The organism is Amycolatopsis sp. CA-211722 (assembly GCF_056828465.1).
Genome location: NZ_CP184752.1, coordinates 6,213,464 through 6,231,649 on the forward strand (window position 1 = coordinate 6,213,464; position 18,186 = coordinate 6,231,649).

10 protein-coding genes are annotated in these 18,186 nt (G+C 71.7%); 7 read left to right on the forward strand and 3 right to left on the reverse strand.

From position 1 onward, the window contains the following. The first annotated feature begins 9 nt into the window (after positions 1 to 9). Genes ACOCEP_RS29345 through ACOCEP_RS29375 form a run of 7 tightly spaced genes read left to right on the forward strand, consistent with a single transcriptional unit; the run spans position 10 to position 16,097 of the window. Positions 10 to 1,011, forward strand: a complete 1,002-nt coding sequence (locus ACOCEP_RS29345) for an ABC transporter substrate-binding protein (RefSeq protein ID WP_482332309.1) — start codon at positions 10 to 12, stop codon at positions 1,009 to 1,011. Beyond that, positions 1,008 to 1,991, forward strand: a complete 984-nt coding sequence (locus tag ACOCEP_RS29350) for a FecCD family ABC transporter permease (RefSeq protein ID WP_482332310.1) — start codon at positions 1,008 to 1,010, stop codon at positions 1,989 to 1,991. Before ACOCEP_RS29345 ends, ACOCEP_RS29350 begins: the two co-directional genes overlap by 4 nt. Before the next feature lie 47 nt (positions 1,992 to 2,038). Continuing rightward, positions 2,039 to 3,019 (forward strand): FecCD family ABC transporter permease, encoded by a 981-nt coding sequence (locus ACOCEP_RS29355; protein WP_482339842.1) that lies wholly within the window; start codon positions 2,039 to 2,041, stop codon positions 3,017 to 3,019. Continuing rightward, positions 3,016 to 3,792 carry an ABC transporter ATP-binding protein gene (locus ACOCEP_RS29360; protein WP_482332311.1) on the forward strand — a complete coding sequence of 259 codons (777 nt, stop codon included), beginning with the start codon at positions 3,016 to 3,018 and terminating at the stop codon, positions 3,790 to 3,792. The genes ACOCEP_RS29355 and ACOCEP_RS29360 overlap by 4 nt, the downstream gene beginning before the upstream one ends. Next, the gene (locus tag ACOCEP_RS29365) at positions 3,786 to 13,691 is read left to right on the forward strand and encodes an amino acid adenylation domain-containing protein (RefSeq protein ID WP_482332312.1); all 9,906 of its coding nucleotides are present in this window, start codon (positions 3,786 to 3,788) and stop codon (positions 13,689 to 13,691) included. Before ACOCEP_RS29360 ends, ACOCEP_RS29365 begins: the two co-directional genes overlap by 7 nt. Then, complete coding sequence (locus tag ACOCEP_RS29370) at positions 13,688 to 15,085, forward strand: DHA2 family efflux MFS transporter permease subunit (protein ID WP_482332313.1); 1,398 nt, start codon at positions 13,688 to 13,690, stop codon at positions 15,083 to 15,085. Before ACOCEP_RS29365 ends, ACOCEP_RS29370 begins: the two co-directional genes overlap by 4 nt. Then, positions 15,072 to 16,097 (forward strand): 3-deoxy-7-phosphoheptulonate synthase, encoded by a 1,026-nt coding sequence (locus ACOCEP_RS29375; RefSeq protein ID WP_482332314.1) that lies wholly within the window; start codon positions 15,072 to 15,074, stop codon positions 16,095 to 16,097. Before ACOCEP_RS29370 ends, ACOCEP_RS29375 begins: the two co-directional genes overlap by 14 nt. A 168-nt stretch (positions 16,098 to 16,265) precedes the next feature. Here ACOCEP_RS29375 and ACOCEP_RS29380 read toward each other — a convergent pair whose 3' ends face one another. From ACOCEP_RS29380 to ACOCEP_RS29390, 3 genes are all read right to left on the reverse strand, one after another. Then, on the reverse strand, positions 16,266 to 16,706 hold the full coding sequence (locus tag ACOCEP_RS29380; protein WP_482332316.1) for an SRPBCC family protein: 441 nt from the start codon (positions 16,704 to 16,706) through the stop codon (positions 16,266 to 16,268). Between the two features lie 110 nt (positions 16,707 to 16,816). Next, positions 16,817 to 17,440 (reverse strand): hypothetical protein, encoded by a 624-nt coding sequence (locus ACOCEP_RS29385; RefSeq protein WP_482332317.1) that lies wholly within the window; start codon positions 17,438 to 17,440, stop codon positions 16,817 to 16,819. A gap of 142 nt (positions 17,441 to 17,582) precedes the next feature. Beyond that, positions 17,583 to 18,119, reverse strand: coding sequence for a hypothetical protein (locus ACOCEP_RS29390; RefSeq protein ID WP_482332318.1), 537 nt, complete (start codon positions 18,117 to 18,119; stop codon positions 17,583 to 17,585). Between the last annotated feature and the right edge of the window lie 67 nt (positions 18,120 to 18,186).

The following is an 18,186-nucleotide window of genomic DNA, read 5'->3' on the forward strand; positions in this document are numbered from 1 at the left end:
GGAAAACCCATGCGCACCAAAAGAACCCGCCGTCTCGCCGGAGCGCTCGCGCTCGCTTTGACGGTCGTGACCGCGGCCACCGCCTGCGGGTCCGGCGACGCCGGGCAGGCGGATGGCGGTCCGACCCGGGTGTTCGCCGCCGACAACGGCCAGATCACCATCCCGGTCTCGCCGAAGCGCGTCATCGCCACCGGCTACGCCGTGCCCGCCCTGCTCGAAGCGGGCGCGCCGCTGGTCGGGGTCTCCAGCTGGAAGCGCGGCATCCCGCTGTTCAACGAGCAGGAGCGCAAGAAGTACGACGAGCTGGCGAAGGTCGCGGGCGAGTCGGCTTCGGAGACGAACTACGAGGCGATCGCCCAGGCGGATCCGGACCTCATCGTCATCGGTGTGCCGAAGCCGGTGCTCGCCGACATCGACATCAAGCGCCTCGAAGCGATCGCGCCGGTCGTGGCCATCGGCCCGTCGGTGCCGTCGATGTGGCGTGAGCTGTCCCGCAAGCAGGCCGACGCCGCCGGCGCGGCCGCCGGGTTCGACGCGGTCAAGACCGCGTACGACACGAAGGCCAAGGGGCTGGCCGAGAAGTACAAGGCCGTGGTGCCGCAGCTGAAGCTGGGCCACGTCGGTGCCTACGGCGAGGTCGCCAAGGGCAACTTCCAGCGGGAGTTCAACGGTTCCTGGGGCACCAACATCGCGCAGGACGTCGGTGCCACGTACTACGGCCAGGTCAAGGTCAAGGGCGGCGGCTCCAAGGACGTCAGCGAGTACCCGTCGATCGAAGAGCTGTCGACCGCGTTCGCCGAGGCCGACGCGATCACCTACTCGGTCAGCGCCGACGGTTCCGTGCCCGCGCCGGTCAAGTACGTCCTCGATTCGCCGCTGTGGAAGGAACTCCCCGCGGTGAAGGCGGGCAAGGTCTACCCGTTCCGCTATACCGAGGCCGCCACCTACCGGGCCGCGACGTCCACTTTGGACGCCGTCGACCAGGCGTTCGCGCCGCTGCTCAAGCAGTGACCACCACCGGGCGGTCCGCGCTGCTCGGCGCCGCACTGCTCGGGCTCGTCGTGGTCGCCGTGCTGAGCGTCGGCGTCGGCGCGCACGCCATCGCCCCCGGCGAGGTCGTGCGCGCCCTGCTGGGCGACGGGAATCCGAGTGACCGGGCGGTGGTCCTGGACATCCGGATGCCGAGGGCGGTGCTGGCGATCGGGGTCGGCGCCGCGCTCGCCGTCGGCGGTGTGCTCGTGCAAGCGTTGTCGCGCAACGCCTTGGCCGAACCCGGCGTGCTCGGCGTGACCGCCGGGGCCGGGTTTGCCATCGCGGTGGGTTCTTCGCTCGGGCTGGCCGCGTCGGCACCCGTCGAACTGGGCCTGGCGGTGCTGGGCGCGGTCGGCGCGTCGGCGCTGGTGTACGCGGTCGGCAGCAAGTCGCCGTTGCGGCTGGTGCTCGCCGGAACCGCGTTGAGCGCCGTGCTGCTGGGGCTCACCCTCGGCCTGCGGCTGCTGTTCCCGGACACCTTCGACGTCTACCGGTTCTGGTCGGTGGGTTCGCTGGCCGGTCGCGAACAGGCGCCGACGACGGTCCCGCTGATCATCATCGGGCTGTCCCTGCTGGGCGCGTTCGCGGTGAGCCGTCAGCTGAACGCGATCGCGCTCGGCGAGACGGTCGCGCACACGCTCGGCGCGAACGTCGCGCGCGTCCGGACGATCACGCTGCTCCTGATCACGCTGATGGCGGGCGCGGCGACCGCGCTGGCCGGGCCGATCCTGTTCGTCGGGCTGATCGTGCCGCATCTGGCCCGCCGGGTGGCTGGCGCGTCGATCCCGTGGCTGATCGCGTTCGCCGCGCTCCTCGGGCCGGTCCTGATGCTGGCCGCGGACGTCGGCTCCCGGGTGCTGCTGCCGACCGGCGAGGTCCCGGTCGCGATCGTGACCGCGTTCCTCGGCGGCCCGGTGCTGATCTGGGCCGTCCGCAAATACGGGGCGGCGCCGCTGTGAACACTGTGAGCACCCTCGTCCTGCGGCGCGGGCGGTTCTCCGCCCGGATGGAACGCCGCACCCTCGTCTTCCTCGTGGCGATGCTGGTGGTCATCGCCGGCCTGACGCTGCTCGGGCTCTGTTACGGCGCGGCGTGGGCGAGTCCCGCCCGCGTGTTCGCCGCGCTCACCGGTTCCGGCGGCGGGCCGGGCGTGGTCATCCGCGAATGGCGGCTGCCCCGGGTACTGGCCGGGCTGGTGTTCGGTGCCGCGCTCGGCCTGGCGGGCGCGATCTTCCAGAACGTCACCCGCAACCCGCTCGGCAGCCCGGACGTGATCGGTCTCGACGCCGGCGCGTACACCGGCGCGCTGTTCGCGATCACCGTCCTCTCGGGGACGTCGACGCAGCTGACCATCGGCTCGGTGCTCGGCGGCGTGATCACGGCGGCCATCGTCTACGCGTTGTCGCTCGGTGGCGGGTTGTCCGGGCTGCGGCTGATCGTCATCGGGATCGCGATCAACGCGATGCTGTTGGCGTTCAACTCGTGGATCGTGCTGCGCGCGGAACTCGAGATCGCGATCGCGGCCGTCGGCTGGAACGCCGGTTCCCTCAACGGGGTCGGCTGGGACGACGTGGCCATCCCGTTCGGTGTGCTCGCGGTGCTGTTCGTCGTGCTGTTCACCAGGGCACCGGCGCTGCACCAGGCCGCGCTCGGCGGCGCGCTGGCGGTCACCACCGGGGTCCGCTGGGACCGCCTGCGGCTGGTCCTGGTGCTGATCGGGGTCGGCTGCACGGCCACCGTCACCGCCGTGGCGGGCCCGATCGCGTTCATCGCGCTGGCCGCACCGCAGATCGGGCGGCGGCTGGCCCGCACGCCCGGGATCGCCCTGCTGCCCGCCGCCCTCACCGGCGCCGTGCTGCTCACCAGTGCCGACCTGGCCGCCCAGATGTTGCTCGCGCCGGAATCGCTGCCGGTCGGTGTGGTCAGCACCGTGATCGGCGGCGGCTACCTGATCTGGCTGCTCACCAAGGAGGTTCGGCGCACATGAGTGCCCGCTTGACCGCTCGGGACCTGACCCTGCGCTACGGCGAGCGGGTCGTGTCGACCCGGCTGAGCCTCGACGTGCCCGACGGTGCGTTCACCGCCGTCGTCGGACCGAACGCGTGTGGCAAGTCGACGTTGCTGCGCGCGTTCGTCCGGCTGCTGCGTCCGTCGGACGGCGAGGTCCTTCTCGACGGCAAGGACGTGGGTTCCTTTCCCGGCAAGGGTTTGGCGAGGGAACTCGGATTCCTGCCGCAGGATCCGGTCGCCCCGGAGGACGTCCGCGTCCGGCAGCTGGTCGCGCGCGGCCGGTTCCCGCATCAGTCGCTGTTCGCCTCGTGGTCCGAAGAGGACGAACGCGCGGTGATCGACGCGATGACCGCGGCCGGGGTGGCGGGGCTGGCCGAACGGCCGGTCCAGGAGCTTTCGGGCGGGCAGCGCCAGCGCGTGTGGGTGGCGCTGGTGCTGGCGCAGAAGACGCCGTACCTGCTGCTCGACGAGCCGACGTCGTTCCTCGACATCGCGCACCAGTACCAGCTGCTGAACCTGTTCGCGCGGCTGCGCGACGAAGGCCGCACGGTGATCGCCGTCCTGCACGACATCAACCAGGCCTGCCGGTACGCCGATCACCTCGTCGCTCTGCGGGACGGCCGGATCGTCGCCGAAGGAGCGCCCGCCGACATCGTCGACGCCGAGCTGATGAAGGAGGTCTTCGATCTCCCGTGCGTCGTCGTGCCCGACCCGGTGACCGGAACTCCGATGGTGGTGCCTTCATGCTGAACCTGACCGGTGCCCAGCTGGGGATCTGGACCGCGCAGCGCCTCGAACCCGACTCGCCGTATTACGTCGTCGGTGACGTCATCGAGATCGTCGGCGACAAGGCGGTCGACGTGGTCGCGCTGACCGAAGCGATCCGGGCGACCGCCGAAGAGGCGGACAGCCTGCGGCTTCGGGTCTTCGAGACGCCGGACGGTCCGCGCCAGGTCGTGTCGGAAGACGCGCTGCCGCTGCCGGACGTGGTGGATCTGCGTGGTGAGACCGATCCGGTCGCCGCCGCGCACGAGCGGGTGGACGCCGAACGCCGCCGGGTCGCCGAGTCCTGCCGAGGGATGGTGGACCGGCCCCTGTTCGCCCATCTCGTGCTGCGGCTGTCCGACTCGCACGTGTGGTTCACCCAGCTCGGGCACCACCTGGTGTTCGACGGCTACACCGCGGCGATGCTCGCGCGCCGGACGGCGGGCCGCTACACCGCTTCGGTGCAGGGCAAGGACGTTCCGGCTTCGACGTTCGCCCGGTTCGCCGATCTCGTCGAGGCCGACCGTGCCTACCGCGAGAGCGAACGGTTCGCCCAGGACCGCGAGTACTGGCGCGAGCGGTTCACGCCGCTGCCGGATCTCGACGACGCCGGCAGCGCTTCAGGGCCTCCGGAAAGCACGGTCACCGCCCGGTCGGTCCTGCCCGCTTCGGACGTCGCCCGGCTTCGTGAACTGGGCAAGCGCGCCGGGACGACGTGGGGCGACGCGCTGATCGCCTGCTACGCCGCGTTCCTGCACCGCGTGCTCGGCTGGGCCGACGTCGTGTTCGCGATGCCGTTGATGTGCCGCGAGGGCGCGGCGCTGCGGACCCCGGCGATGGCGGTCAACGTGCTGCCGCTGCGGGTCGAGGTGCTGCCGCGGGACACGGGAACCGAGCTGACCGCGCGGGTCGCGGGCGCGCTCAAGGAGATGCGCACGCACCAGCGGTATCGCGGGGAAGACCTGCCCCAGGATCTCGCGGTGCCCGGCGCCGGAGCGCTGCTGCACGGCCGCGGCATCAACCTGAAGGCGTTCGACCTGAAGCTCGACTTCGCGGGCTCGCACGGCACGATGCGCAACGTCGCGGGCGGGCCGCCGGAGGACATGGGGCTGTCGGTGCTCCCGACCTCGGACGGTGGGCTGCTGCTCGGGTTCGAGGTCGACGCGCGGACGCACGACCAGGCCGCCGTCGACGCCAAGCTGACCGCGTTGCGCTGCTTGATCACCGCGCTGACCGAGCCGGACGGCCCGGCGATCGCGGGTGTGGATCTGATCCCGGCTGGGGAGCGGGACACGGTGCTGACGGCGTGGTCGACGCCCGCACCCGAGGGTGAACTCCTTGGCGTACCTGAACTTCTCGACCGGCTGGATCCCGGACACACCGCACTGGTCTTCGGTGACGAACGGCTGACCGCGGGCGAACTCGTCACGCGGGTCCACCGCCTCGCCCGGGCGCTGCGGGCTCGCGGCGTCGGAGCGGACGACGTCGTCGCGCTGGCCCTGCCGCGGTCCGCGGATCTCGTCGTCGCCCTGCTGGCGGTGCTCGACGCCGGAGCCGCCTTCCTCCCGCTGGATCTGGCGCATCCCGTCGAACGCCTGCGGGAGCTCGCCGCCGAAGCCGAGGCGGTGCTCACGGTGACCCACGACCCGGGAATCGTGCCAGGGCCTCACCTCCTGCTCGGCGAAACCAATCTGTCCACTCTGGACTCTTCACCGCTGGGGATTCCGCGCCATCCGGAAGATCTCGCGTACGTCATCTTCACCTCCGGCTCCACCGGGCGCCCCAAGGGTGTTCTGGGCCGGGTCGGCGGGCTCGCGACGCTGCTGCGCCACCATCGCGCGACCACGGTCGCCGAGACCGAACGCGCCGCGGGCAGGCGGCTGCGCGTCGCACACACCTACTCGTTCGCCTTCGACTCCGCGCTCGACCAGCTGATGTGGCTGCTGTTCGGGCACGAACTCCACGTCTACGGCACCGACGTCGCGCGGGACGCCGACGAACTGCTGGCCGCGTTCGCCCGCGACCGGATCGACGTCGTCGACACCACGCCGTCGATGGCCGCTCCGCTCGTCGACGCCGGGTTGCTCGACGGCCCCGGCGCGCCCACGCTGCTCGTCCTCGGTGGCGAGGCGACTCCGCCCGCGCTGTGGCGACGCGTCGCCGCGTCCGGTGTCCGCGCGCGCAACATGTACGGCCCGACCGAGGCCACTGTGGACGGTGCCGGATCCTGGCTGGACGACGGGGAACCGACCATCGGTACCGCGGTTCCGGGCACGGCGGTCCGGGTGCTCGATGCCGCGCTGCGTCCGGCGCCCGCCGGAACGCCGGGTGAGCTGTACCTCGCGGGGCCGCATCTGGCGCGCGGCTACCTGGGGCGTCCCGGCGCGACCGCCGAACGTTTCGTCGCAGACCCGTTCGGCGCCCCCGGCGACCGGATGTACCGCACCGGCGACCTCGTCCGCTGGGTGCCCGGCCGCGGTCTGGAGTACCTGGGCCGCCGCGACGGTCAGGTGAAGGTGCGCGGTCACCGCGTGGAACTCGGTGAAGTCGAAGCCGCGCTGGCCGCCGTTCCCGGCGTGCGTGCGGCCGCCGCCGCGGTGCGCGGGCCCAGGCTCGTCGGCTACGTCGTCGGCGAGGTCGTCCCGGACGAGGTCCGCGCGGAGCTCGCCGGGCGGGTGCCGGAGCATCTCGTACCGGCCGCGGTCGTCGTACTCGACACACTTCCCTTGACCTCCAACGGAAAGATCGACCGTGCCGCGCTGCCCGCCCCGCGCGCCGCGGCCGGGCGGACCGCCGCCACCGAACGCGAGCGGCTGCTGTGCGCCACCATCGCCGAGGTGATCGGCGTCGACGAGGTCGCCGTCGACGACGACTTCTTCGCGCTGGGTGGCGACAGCATCACCGCGATCAGCGTCAGCAGCAGGCTGCGCGCGCACGGACTCGACCTGCGCCCGCGTGACCTGCTGGCCCGCCGCAGCTTCGAGGCGCTGGCCGCGGCGAGCGCCGAGATCGGCGGGCCCGCCGCTCCGCCGGACGAGCCGGTCGGTGTGGTGCCCGCTCCGCCGATCGTCCGAGCCTTGCTCGACCCGCATCCGGACGTCGCGACGATCGCCGGCTACACGCAATGGACCGCGCTTCGGCTCGACGAGGATCTCCCTCCCGCCGTGCTGACCGAAGGCGTGCAAACACTCCTGGACCACCACGACGTCCTCCGGCTGCGGTTAGAGGACGAAATGCGGGTCGGGGAACGCGGAGTGGTCAGGGCGTCCGACGTCGTGGTCGAGCGGACGGGCGACCCGGCCGAGGTCGCGGCGGAACTCGCGGAGTCCCTGGACCTCCGGACCGGCGTGTTCAAGGTCGCCCTGCTGCCGGATCACCTCGTCATCGTGATCCATCATCTGGCGGTCGACGGTGTCTCGTGGCGGGTGCTCCTGCCGGACCTGCGCGCGGCCTGCGCCGGTGAGCCGCTCGAACCGGTCGGGACGTCGTGGCGACGGCACGCGCTTCTCCTTGCCGAGCAAGGGACTTCCGGTGCCCGGCGCGGTGAACTCGACCACTGGCGCGGCGCGCTCGGCGGTCCGCGTCTCGGCCACCGGCCACTGGACCGTGCCGTCGACACGGTCGCGACGGCGCGGAGGTCGGTCACCCTCGCCACCCCGGAGCAGACCGACGCGGTGCTCACCGCGTTGCCCGCGGCTTATCGCGCCGGGCCGGACGACGTGCTGCTCGCCGCGCTCGTGCTGGCTCTGCGGTCTTGGCGCGATGCCCCGGTCGAGGCCGAGACGGTGTCGCTCGAAGGGCACGGCCGAGACCATGACGGCCTGGACCTTTCACGCACCGTCGGCTGGTTCACCGCCGAGTATCCGTTGCGCGTTCCCGCTGGCGTGGCGGAGGCCGGCCGGCTCCTGCGGGCCGCCAAGGAGGCCAAACGCGCGGTGCCGGACAACGGCGTCGGCTTCGGCGTCCTGCGGTATCTCGACCCCCTGACCCGGGACGAACTCGCCGCCGTCCCGCCGCCGGACGTCGTCCTGAACTACCTCGGCCGGTTCGCGGCCCTGCCCGGCACCGGCTGGCGTCTGCCCGAAGAGGACCCGTTCGCGGTCACCGAACCGGACGCCAAATCGCTGGAACAGGTACTGGCGCTCAACTGCTTCGTCCGTGAGGACGGCCGACCCCGGCTCGCCGTCGAATGGACCGCGGCCGGTGCCGTCCTGTCCGAGGAAGGTGTTGCCGAGCTCCAAGAAGCGTGGTCACTCGCCCTGGAAGCGATGGCCGCGCACGCCGCCCGGATCGGCCCGGACGGTGGTGGGCTGACGCCGTCGGATCTCCCGCTGGTCGGCCTCAGCCAGGCCGATATCGACGCGCTCGAACGCCGGGGCCGAGTCGAGGACGTGCTGCCCGCGACCCCGCTGCAGACCGGCCTCTCGTTCCACACCTTGGCGCGCGGCACCGAAGACACCGACGTGTACGTGGTCCAGGCCGTCACCCTGCTCAGCGGCGCGCTCGACGCGGACCGCATGCGCGAGGCCGCGGCGGAGGTGCTGCGACGGCATCCCGCGCTGCGCGTCCACCTGCACACCACCGACGTGGGCGAGGTCGTCCAGGTGGTGCCCGCCGACGTCTCGCTGGACTGGCGATTCGCGCGGGTCTCACCGGACCAGGTCGAGGCCGAGTGCCGTGCCGAACTGGCCCGGCCCTTCGATCCGGCGACGCCGCCGCTGATCCGGTTCCTGCTGTTGACCCTCGGCCCCGACGAGCACCGCCTGGTGCTCACGAACCACCACGCGCTGCTCGACGGCTGGTCGATGCCGCTGGTCGGCCGCACCCTGCTGGCCACCTACGCCGAACTCGGCGGCGGCCCGGCGGCCCCGGTCGCGCCGCCGCTTTCGGAATACCACCGGGTGCTCGGCGAACGCGACCCGGACGCCGCGCTGGAAGCGTGGCGCGAGGCACTTGCCGGGCTCGATGAGGGCACGCGGTTGGCCCCGGCGAGCGTCGAGTCCACTGTGGAGCGTCCGGAACGCGTCACCGTGGAACTGGGCGGAGAGTTCAGCGAACGGCTGCGAGCCTTCGCCCGCGAACGCGGCATCACCCCGACGACGGTGTTCCAGACCGCCTGGGGAGTGCTGCTCGCCAGGCTGACCGGCCGTCGCGACGTGGTCTTCGGCTGCCCGGTCTCGGGCCGTCCGGCCGACGTCCCCGGCGTCGAGCGCATGATCGGCCAGTTGGGCAGCACGATCCCGGTGCGTGTGCGGTTCGACGCCGCCGACACCGCGAGCACCGTGCTGGAGCGCGTGCACACCGAAAGCGTCCGGCTCACCGAGCACCATCACGCCGGGCTGCCGGACATCCAGCGCGCGGCCGCCGTCGGCGACCTGTTCGACACGATGCTGGTGATGGAGAACTTCCCGCTCTCCAGCCGCGCCCGCACCACACTGGCGCCCGGACTCGACCTCGTCGGCGTCGACATCACCGACGCCACGCACTACCCGCTCACGGTGATCGTGCTGCCCGGTGACGAGTTCACCGTCGGTCTCGGCTACCAGCCCCAAGCGTTCACCCGCGAGGAAACCGAGGCCTACGGCCGGTGGCTGCGTGCCGTGCTGCACGAGATCGTGGCCGATCCGGCGCGGCCGGTCTCCCGGCTGCGTGCGCTCGACGCCGAGGAAGAACGCGCGATGCTGCGTCTCGGTGAGGGGCCGGAACCGAAGCGCGAACGCGGCGGCATGCTGGAAGAGTTCGGCCGCTGGGTCCGGGAGACCCCGGACGCCGAGGCCGTCGTGTGCCGCGACCGGAGCCTGACCTACGCCGAACTGGACCGCCGCGCCAACCGGCTCGCGAACACCCTGATCGACACCGGCGTGAAACCGCAGGACCCGGTCGCGGTTCTCCTGCGGCGCGACGTGGACCTCGTCGTCGCGCTGTTCGGCGTCATCAAGGCCGGCGCGGTGCACGTGCCGATGGACCCGGACTACCCGGCCGACCGGCTCGCCTACATGCTGGACGACATCGCGCCCGCCGCCGTGGTGTCCACTTCGGACGTCGACGGTCTTCCGGTGGTCCACCCGGGCGCTTTGTCCACTGAGGACTCGGATCCGGCCGTGCCGTCGTGTGCGGACGCGATCGCTTACGTCATCTACACCTCCGGCACCACGGGCAAGCCGAAGGGCGTGGCGGTGCCGCATCGCGGTGTCCCGAGCCTGATCGCGTTACAGGAGGACATTGTCGGGATCGGGAGCGCCGAGCGGTACCTGCATTTCGCCTCGACGAGTTTCGACGTCGCCTTCTGGCAGTTCATGCTGCCGTTGCTGTCCGGCGGCACGTCGGTGATCGCGCCGGAGGAGGTGCGGACCTCCGGCGACGACCTGCTGGCCTACGCCGCCGAACACCGCGTCACCGGGCTCAACCTGCTGCCGTCGTTCCTCTCGGCCATGCCCGACGACGCGACCGTCGACCCGGACGTGTTCTTCGTCGTCGGCGCCGAACGTCTCGACCCGGAACTGGCACGGCGCTGGGGCGACCGGCGGGCGCTGTTCAACGCCTACGGCCCGACCGAGGTCACCATCAACTCGGTCACCTGGCACTACGACCCGGCCGACCCCGGCCCGCTCCCGATCGGCCGCCCGGACCCGGAGGTCCGCGCGTACGTGCTCGACGGCGGCTTGCTCCCGGTCGGGACCAACGTCACCGGCGAGCTGTACCTGGCCGGGCCGAAGCTCGCGCAGGGCTACGTCGGCCGCGCCGCGCTGACCGCGGAACGGTTCGTCGCCGATCCGTTCGGCGCGCCGGGGGAGCGGATGTACCGCACCGGCGATCTGGTCCGCTGGCGGCCGGACGGGCAGATCGTCTTCCTCGGCCGCGCCGACCACCAGGTCAAACTGCGCGGATTCCGGATCGAACTCGGCGAGATCGAGACCGCGCTGACCGCGCACGACGACGTGCGCGCCGCCGCCGTGATCGTCCGCGAAGACCGGCTGGTCGCCTATGTCGTCCCGGTCGACGGAGCCGACCCGGACCCGGCCGCGCTGCGCGAGTACCTCGCCGCGGAACTGCCCGCGTACATGGTGCCGGCCGCGTTCGTGCCGCTGCACCGGCTACCGCTCGGCCCCAGCGGTAAGCTGGACCGCGCCGCGCTGCCCGCGCCGGAAGCCCGCTCGGACGGTGGGCGGGAACCCGCCACCCCGGCGGAAGCCGTGCTGCTGCGGGTGGTCCGCGAGCTGCTCGGTGCCGACGTCGGCCTGGACGACGGCTTCCTGGACGCGGGCGGCGACAGCATCGCCTCGCTTCGAGTCGTCTCGCGCGCCCGCCGGGAGGGGCTGCACCTGACCGCGCGTGACGTTCTCGAAGGCGGCACGGTCGCCGGGATCGCCGCGCGCTGTGGTGAACCCGAACGGGCCGAGGAGGCCCACGCCGCCGGTGACGCGCCGCTCACCCCGATCATGCGGGATCTGTTGCGGCGCGCGGGAAAGGCGGCCGACGGGTTCTGCCAGTGGGTCGAGATCTGCGTGCCTTCGGCGGACGACGTCCCTCGCTGGCGCTCGGTGCTCGACGCCGTCCTCGCCCGCCACGACGTCCTGCGCGCGCATCTGATCGAAGACGCCCTTCGGATTCCGGACGTCGGTGCCGTGACCGGTGGCGACGTGCTCACCGCCGTCCGCGAGTCCGGCGACGTTCGCGCCGTACTGGACGCGCAGGTCGAGCAGATCGTCGCGCGGATGGACCCGCGCACCGGACCGCTCCTGCGGGCGGTGCTGGTGGACGCCGGCGACCGGCCCGGACGGTTGCTGCTGGTGGCGCACCACCTGGTCGCCGACGCGGTGACCTGGCGCGTCCTGCTCGACGACGTCGAACAAGCCTTCCATGGCACCACCCTGCACCGGCGCGGGCAGTCGTTCCTGGGCTGGGCGCGGTCGCTGCACGCGGCCGCCCCGTACCGAGAGGACGAAACGCGGCATTGGCAGGGTGTCGCGGCGGCGCCGGTGCGCACCCTCGGGCGGACGAGGCTCGATCCGGCGCGTGACACCGTGGCGACCGCGCGGCATCACCGGATCGACCTCGGCGAGGACACCACCCACGCCGTGCTCACCGCGCTGCCCACGGCCTATCGCACCGGTCCGGACGCCGTGCTGCTGACCGCGCTCGCCCGCGCGGTCGCCGCCTGGCGGGGGACCGGTGCCGATCTGGTCGTCGCCGTCGAAAACCACGGACGTCCGGGACACACACCGGACTTCACGGGCAAGGTCGATCTGGCCCAGACCGCAGGCTGGTTCACCGCCGTGCATCCGGCGCGGATCACCCCGCCGCCGGGGCCGCTGCCGGACGCGCTGCGGGCGGTGCGTGATCATCTGCGCGCGGCGGGCGATGGACTTGGCCACGGGATTCTCGGGGTCGAGGGGCCGCGGCCGGAGATCGCCTGGAACTATCTCGGCCGCTTCCCCGCGGCACCGGTCGAGGAGACCTTGTGGCAGCGCCCGCCGGACGCCGATCCGCTCGGTTCGGGAGGCGGTCCGGACATGCCGTTGCCGTACGCGTTGACGGTGAACGCGATGGTGCCCGACGGTGGCACGCTCGGTGTCCGTTTCACCTGGCCGTCCGCGCTGTTCACCGACGACGAGATCGCCGTGCTGGGTGAGCACTTCCGGCGCGAGCTGGACGCTCTCGCCGCCGACGTGCCGGGGCCCGGCGAGATCATGCCGCTGACCCCGTTGCAGGAGGTGATCCTGCGCGAATCCCGGGCGGCGGAGGAAGATCCGTATCGAGTACAGGCGGCGTTCACGCTGTCCGGTGAGCTGGACGTCGAGGCGCTCCGGTCGGCGGTGGACGCCTTGGTGCGGCGGCAGCCGAACCTGGGCGCGGTGTTCCCGCCCTCGCACGAGGTCCAGGTGGTCCCAGCCGAGCCACAAGCCGGTTTCCGCGTGCGCGAAGTGTCCGAAGTGGACGCGGCGTTGGACGAAGAGCTCGCGGAACCGTTCGACCTGGCACACGGTCCGTTGTGGCGGGTCACCGTCCTGAGGCACGGCAGTCAGACGCTCGTGCTGACCAGTCACCATCTGCTGTCCGACGGCTGGTCCGCACCGCGCATCCTCGGCGAACTGTTCGCGCTGTACGCGGGGAAGCCGTTGCCGGAGCCGGTGCCGCCGACGCGGTACACGCGCCTGCTCGCCGCGGCCGATCACTCGGCCGATGTCCGGGCCTGGCGTAAGGAACTCGACGGCCTGCCCGAGGGTGACCACCTGCCGCGCACCGGCGGGTCCGCCGAACCGGCTCTGTTCACTGTGGACGCGGCCCTGGTCGCGGAGCTGACCCGGCTGGGCGCGGCACGAGGGCTCACCGTCAACACGCTGCTGCAAGGGGCGTGGGCGGCGGTGCTCGCCACCCACGCCGGACGGCACGACGTCAGCTTCGGGGTGATGACGTCCAACCGGACGTCCGATGTGGACGGTGTCGAGGACATCATCGGCCTGCTGGCCAACAGTGTCCCGGTCCGGGCCAGGTTCACCGGAACGGTCGCCGAGGCGCTCGCCGATCTGCAGGCACGGCAGCAGGCGATGGCCGCGCACCACCGGATGGGTCTGCCGGAGCTCGCGTCGCTGGCCGGCCGGGAGCGCCTCTTCGACAGCCTGCTGGTGTTCGAGAACTACCCGGTGGACCCGGCGAAGCTGCGCGAACCCGCGCCCGGCCTGACCGTCACCGGGACGAGGTTCCGCGAACGCACGCACCACCCGGTGAGCGTCACCGTCGTCCCGGGTGAGCACGGCTGGGAAGGCGTTCTGTACGCGAGACAGGCCGCCGCCCGGTCACTGGCCGAGGACCTGATCGGGTATCTCCGGAAGCTGCCGTCCTGGCTCGACGGCGACGCCGCCGGGTTCGTGGGGGAGCGGTGACCGCGCGCCCGATCGACGCCGCCCTGTGGCGTACGGCCGCCGTGCTGGTGCTCGGCACGTTCATGGCGACCTTGGACAGCACGATCGTGTCGGTCGGCGTCGACACCCTCGCCGACGAGTTCGGCGCGCCGGTGACCGGCGTCCACTGGGTGACGACGGCGTACCTGCTGGCCGTGGTCACCGCGGTTCCGGCGTCCGGCTGGCTCGCCGACCGGTTCGGCGGACGGCGGGTCTGGATCACCGCCGTCGTCGTGTTCCTGCTGGCGTCCCTGCTGTGCGCGCTGGCGCCGACGCTGCCCGCGCTCATCGCCTTCCGTGTCCTGCAAGGGCTCGCGGGCGGTCTGCTCCCGCCGACCGGCCAGGCGCTCCTGGCGCGGGCGGCGGGACCGGACCGGATCGGGCGCGTGATCAGCGTCGTCGGTCTCGTACCGTTGCTGTCGCCGGTGCTGGGCCCGATGGCGAGCGGCACGATCCTCGCCGTCGCGGACTGGCCGTGGCTGTTCTACGTCAACCTCCCGGTCGGTGTGGTGGCGGTGATCCTGGCCCGGCGCTGGGTGCCGGCGAGTGACCCCGGCGGCAAAGGGGAGCGCTTCGATTTCCGGGGCGCGCTGCTGCTTTCGCCGGGTCTCGCCGTCCTGGTGTTCGGCCTCACCTGGTTCGAGCAGGGAACGCCGATGGTCGCCGGGCTCGCCGTCGCACTCGGTGTCGTGATGCTCGCGGCGTTCGTCCGGCACGGTCTGCGCGCCGAAGCGCCCTTGCTGGATCCGCGGCTGTTCACGCGGCCGCCGTTCGGGGTCGCCGCGCTGGCGCTGGTCCTGCTCGGCGCGTCGGTGTTCGGCACCATGTTCCTGCTCCCGCTCTACCTTCAGCGCGGTCCCGGACTGTCCACTTGGGACACCGGGTTGCTCCTGGTGCCCCAGGGTATCGGCGCGGCGGCCGGTTCCGTGCTGGTGAATCGCCTGGTCGACCGGATCGCGCCGCGCACACTGGTGCTGAGCGGGATCGGGCTGGTCGCCCTGGGCACCGCGCCGTTCACCCAGCTCGGCCCGGGTCTTCCGGACTGGGTCATCGTGGTTTCCCTGCTGCTGCGCGGTTTCGGCGCGGCGATGATCGGCGCGCCGGTGATGACGATCGTCTACCGCCGGGTCGAACCCGCCCGGCTGCCCCGCGCGGCCGGGGCACTGAACCTGCTCAACACGCTCGGCGGCTCGCTCGGCACCGCGGTGCTGGCCGTGGTGCTGCAGGCCCGGCTGGCCGCCCGCGGGCCGTACGTCGCCGCGGCCTTCGCCGACGCCTTCTGGTGTGTTCTCGGCCTCGCCGTCGTGGCGGTGGCCGGTGCGACGCGGCTGCCCCAGGCCGCCCCCGACAAGGAGAAAGGTCATGCGGATGCTTGACCAGCTGCCCAGCCCGGCCGAGGTGGCCACGGCGGGCTTCGTCCCGGAGGAGATCACCCGGCACCGGGAGACCGTCGCCGACGTCCTCTCGCGGCGCGACTCGCGGCTGCTCGTCGTCGTGGGTCCGTGTTCGGTGCACGACACCGACGGCGCGCTCGACTACGCGCACCGGCTCGCGGAGGCGTCGCGCCGGTTCGCCGACGACCTCGTCGTGGTCCTGCGCGCCTACCTGGAGAAACCGCGGACGATCGCGGGCTGGACCGGCTTGGTGCCCGACCCCACCCTCGACGGCAAGGGTGATCTCGCGGCGGGTGTCCGGATCGGACGGCGTTTCCTGGACGACGCCGCCGCGACCGGGCTGCCGCTCGCGTACGAGTTCGTCGACCCGTTCCTCGCGCCGTACTTCGCGGACACCGTCAGCTGGGGCGCGATCGGCGCACGGACCGTCGCGAGCCAGCCGCACCGGCAGCTGGCGTCGTGGCTGCCGATGCCGGTGGGCATGAAGAACTGCGTGTCCGGACGGCTGGACACGGCCGTCGCCGCGGTCCGGGCGGCCGCGCTGCCCCACGTGTTCCCGGGCGCCGCCGCCGACGGCCGCCCGCGGATCCAGCGCAGCGCCGGGAACCCGGACGCGCACCTCGTCCTGCGCGGTGGCCCGAAACCCAACCATCACGCGCACGCCGTCGCGGACGCCCTCGACGCGCTGACCGCCGCCGGTCTGCCGCACCGGCTCGTCGTCGACGCCTCGCACGGCAACAGCGGGAAGGACCACAACCGGCAGCCCGTGGTCGTCGCCGACCTGGCGGACCAGATCTCGGCGGGAAACGACGCGCTGGCCGGCGTGATGATCGAGTCGTACCTCTCCGACGGCAGGCAGGACGTCGGCTCCGTGCGCCCCCGGCCCGATCTGAGCATCACGGACGCCTGCCTGGGCTGGGAGCGGACCGTTCCGCTGCTGGAATCCCTCGCCTGCGCGAACGCCGTGCGGCGGCTGAGCAGCCCGCGGAAATGATCGCCTCGCGAGTCGAAGGTCCGTGAAGGCCCTCTTCCCAAGTACGTGAAGGCCCCCTTCATTGCGCTAGGCGCAGTGAAGGGGGCCTTCACGTACTTCAGGGGCAAGAAGAAAGGGAGCGGTGGCCTGGCGGAGAACGTCTCGTGAGTGTTGAGAACGGCTCGACACTCACGAGGCGGGAAGCGCTTCGAGAGTCGCCTTCATCGCCGGGACCAGGTCGTCGCCCATCTTCTCGAATTCCCGCTTGAGGAACGGGTCCGCGAGTTTCGCCAGGCCGTGGAACTCGATCGTGGCGTGGTAGCTGACGGTCGTCGTGCCGTCCGCTTCGGAGATCGTCAGGTCGTCGGTGGACGTCGCGGTCTTGTTGCTGCCGACGAACACGATCCGGCCCGGCTCGAGCCGGTCGAGCCGGTAGGTCAGCTCCGTCTTCTTGCCGCGGAACTCGGACACGTTGTGCCATTGCGAGCCGACGGCGATCGGGCCGGTGTCGGCGCGGGTGCAGGACACGGTGCCGGGGTCCCAGGACTCGGCGTGCGCGAAGTCCCGCAGGTAGCCGACGACGGTCTGGGCGGGGGTGCGGACGGTGATCGTCCGGTGCACGTGGACCATCACGACAACGCTACGCAGGAGAACCGGCTCCCGCAGCCTCAGCGAACGCGCGTGAAGGCCCCCTTCCCTCGGCTCAGCCGAGGGAAGGGGGCCTTCACGCGCGAATGGGCTTACTTCTTCCAGACGATCGGGTCGTCCTTGTACCCGTCACCGTCGTTGAACTCGGCGCCGCCGACCTCGCCACCGTCCCTGATGGCCTGCAGCTCGCAGGTCTCATAGGTCGCGCCGGCGGTCTTGAAGTCCTTCTTCGCCGACTCGGACTGGCAGCTCGGGGTCTCGCCGGTGATGATCACGCCGGTGCTCTTGTTGTCCGGGCCGACCGCGCGCATCCGCACCGTGCTGTAGGTGAGGTCCGTGCCGCCGACGTTCTCCACCGTCATCCGGATGTACACCGGAGTCATGCCCTTGGCCTTCTCGCCGTAGGAGGCGAGGTCTTCCTTCGGGCCGAGCTCGATCGCCTTGACGGTGATCGCGATCGTGCCGCTCTTGTCGTTGCCGTACTTGAACGGGACGACGGCGCGTTCGCCGACCTTCAGGGCGGTGCCGGGCGCGGTGGCGTCCGCGTTCGAGACCGGGACCGTGCCGCTGGTCGCGGGCGAGGACGCGGGGGCCGACGTCGGCGCGGGCGACGGGGCGGGGGCCGGGCTGCCCCCCTTCTCTTCACCGCCACAGGCGGAAAGCAGCAGCGCGGCGGCGCAGCCGGCGGCGGACAGAGCGATACGGTCGAACTTCATGGATCTCCTCGGACTCCCCGCCGAATCCTTCTCCGGCGTTCTCGCCACGCACCGTAGTTGATGACGGAGTACATCGGTGTGGTCCATTCGCACCAGAGCAGGTCACGAATCGATTACGCTTATCGGCCTAATGGGTGCGCTTTCACTTCTTCCAGGTGATCGGCTCGTCCTTGTACTCGCCATCGTTGAACCTCACGGCGCCGACCTCGTCGCCGTCCTTGACGCCGTCGATCTTGCAGGTCTCGTAGGTCGCGCCAGGCGTGGTGAACTCGGCCGGCGCCGGCCCACCTGGACAGGCAGCGGTGCTGTTGGCCATGAGCACCTTGGTGCCCGTGCCGTCCGGGTTCATCGCCTTCAACGACGACACCGACGTGCCGGCGAGATCCGTGCCGCCGACGTTCTCGACCAGCAGCCGGATGTAGACCGGAAGGATGCCCTCACCCTTGTTCTTGAACTTGGCGAGATCCTCCTTCGGGCCGATGTCGATCGACTTCACGGTGATCGCGATCGTGCCGGTCTTGCGCGCGTCACTGAACGGGACGACGGCGCGCTCGCCGACCTTGAGTTCGCTGCCGGGAGCCATGGTGCCGTCGGCCCTGACGGTCTTCCCGCCGTCCCCGCCGCAGGCGGAAAGCAGGAGCGCGGCGGCGCAGCAGGTGGCGATCAGGGCGGATTTCATGGATCTCCTCGGACTCGTGGCTCGTCACGCAACGTAGTCGGTAAAGGAGGAGGTGAGAGTGGTCCGT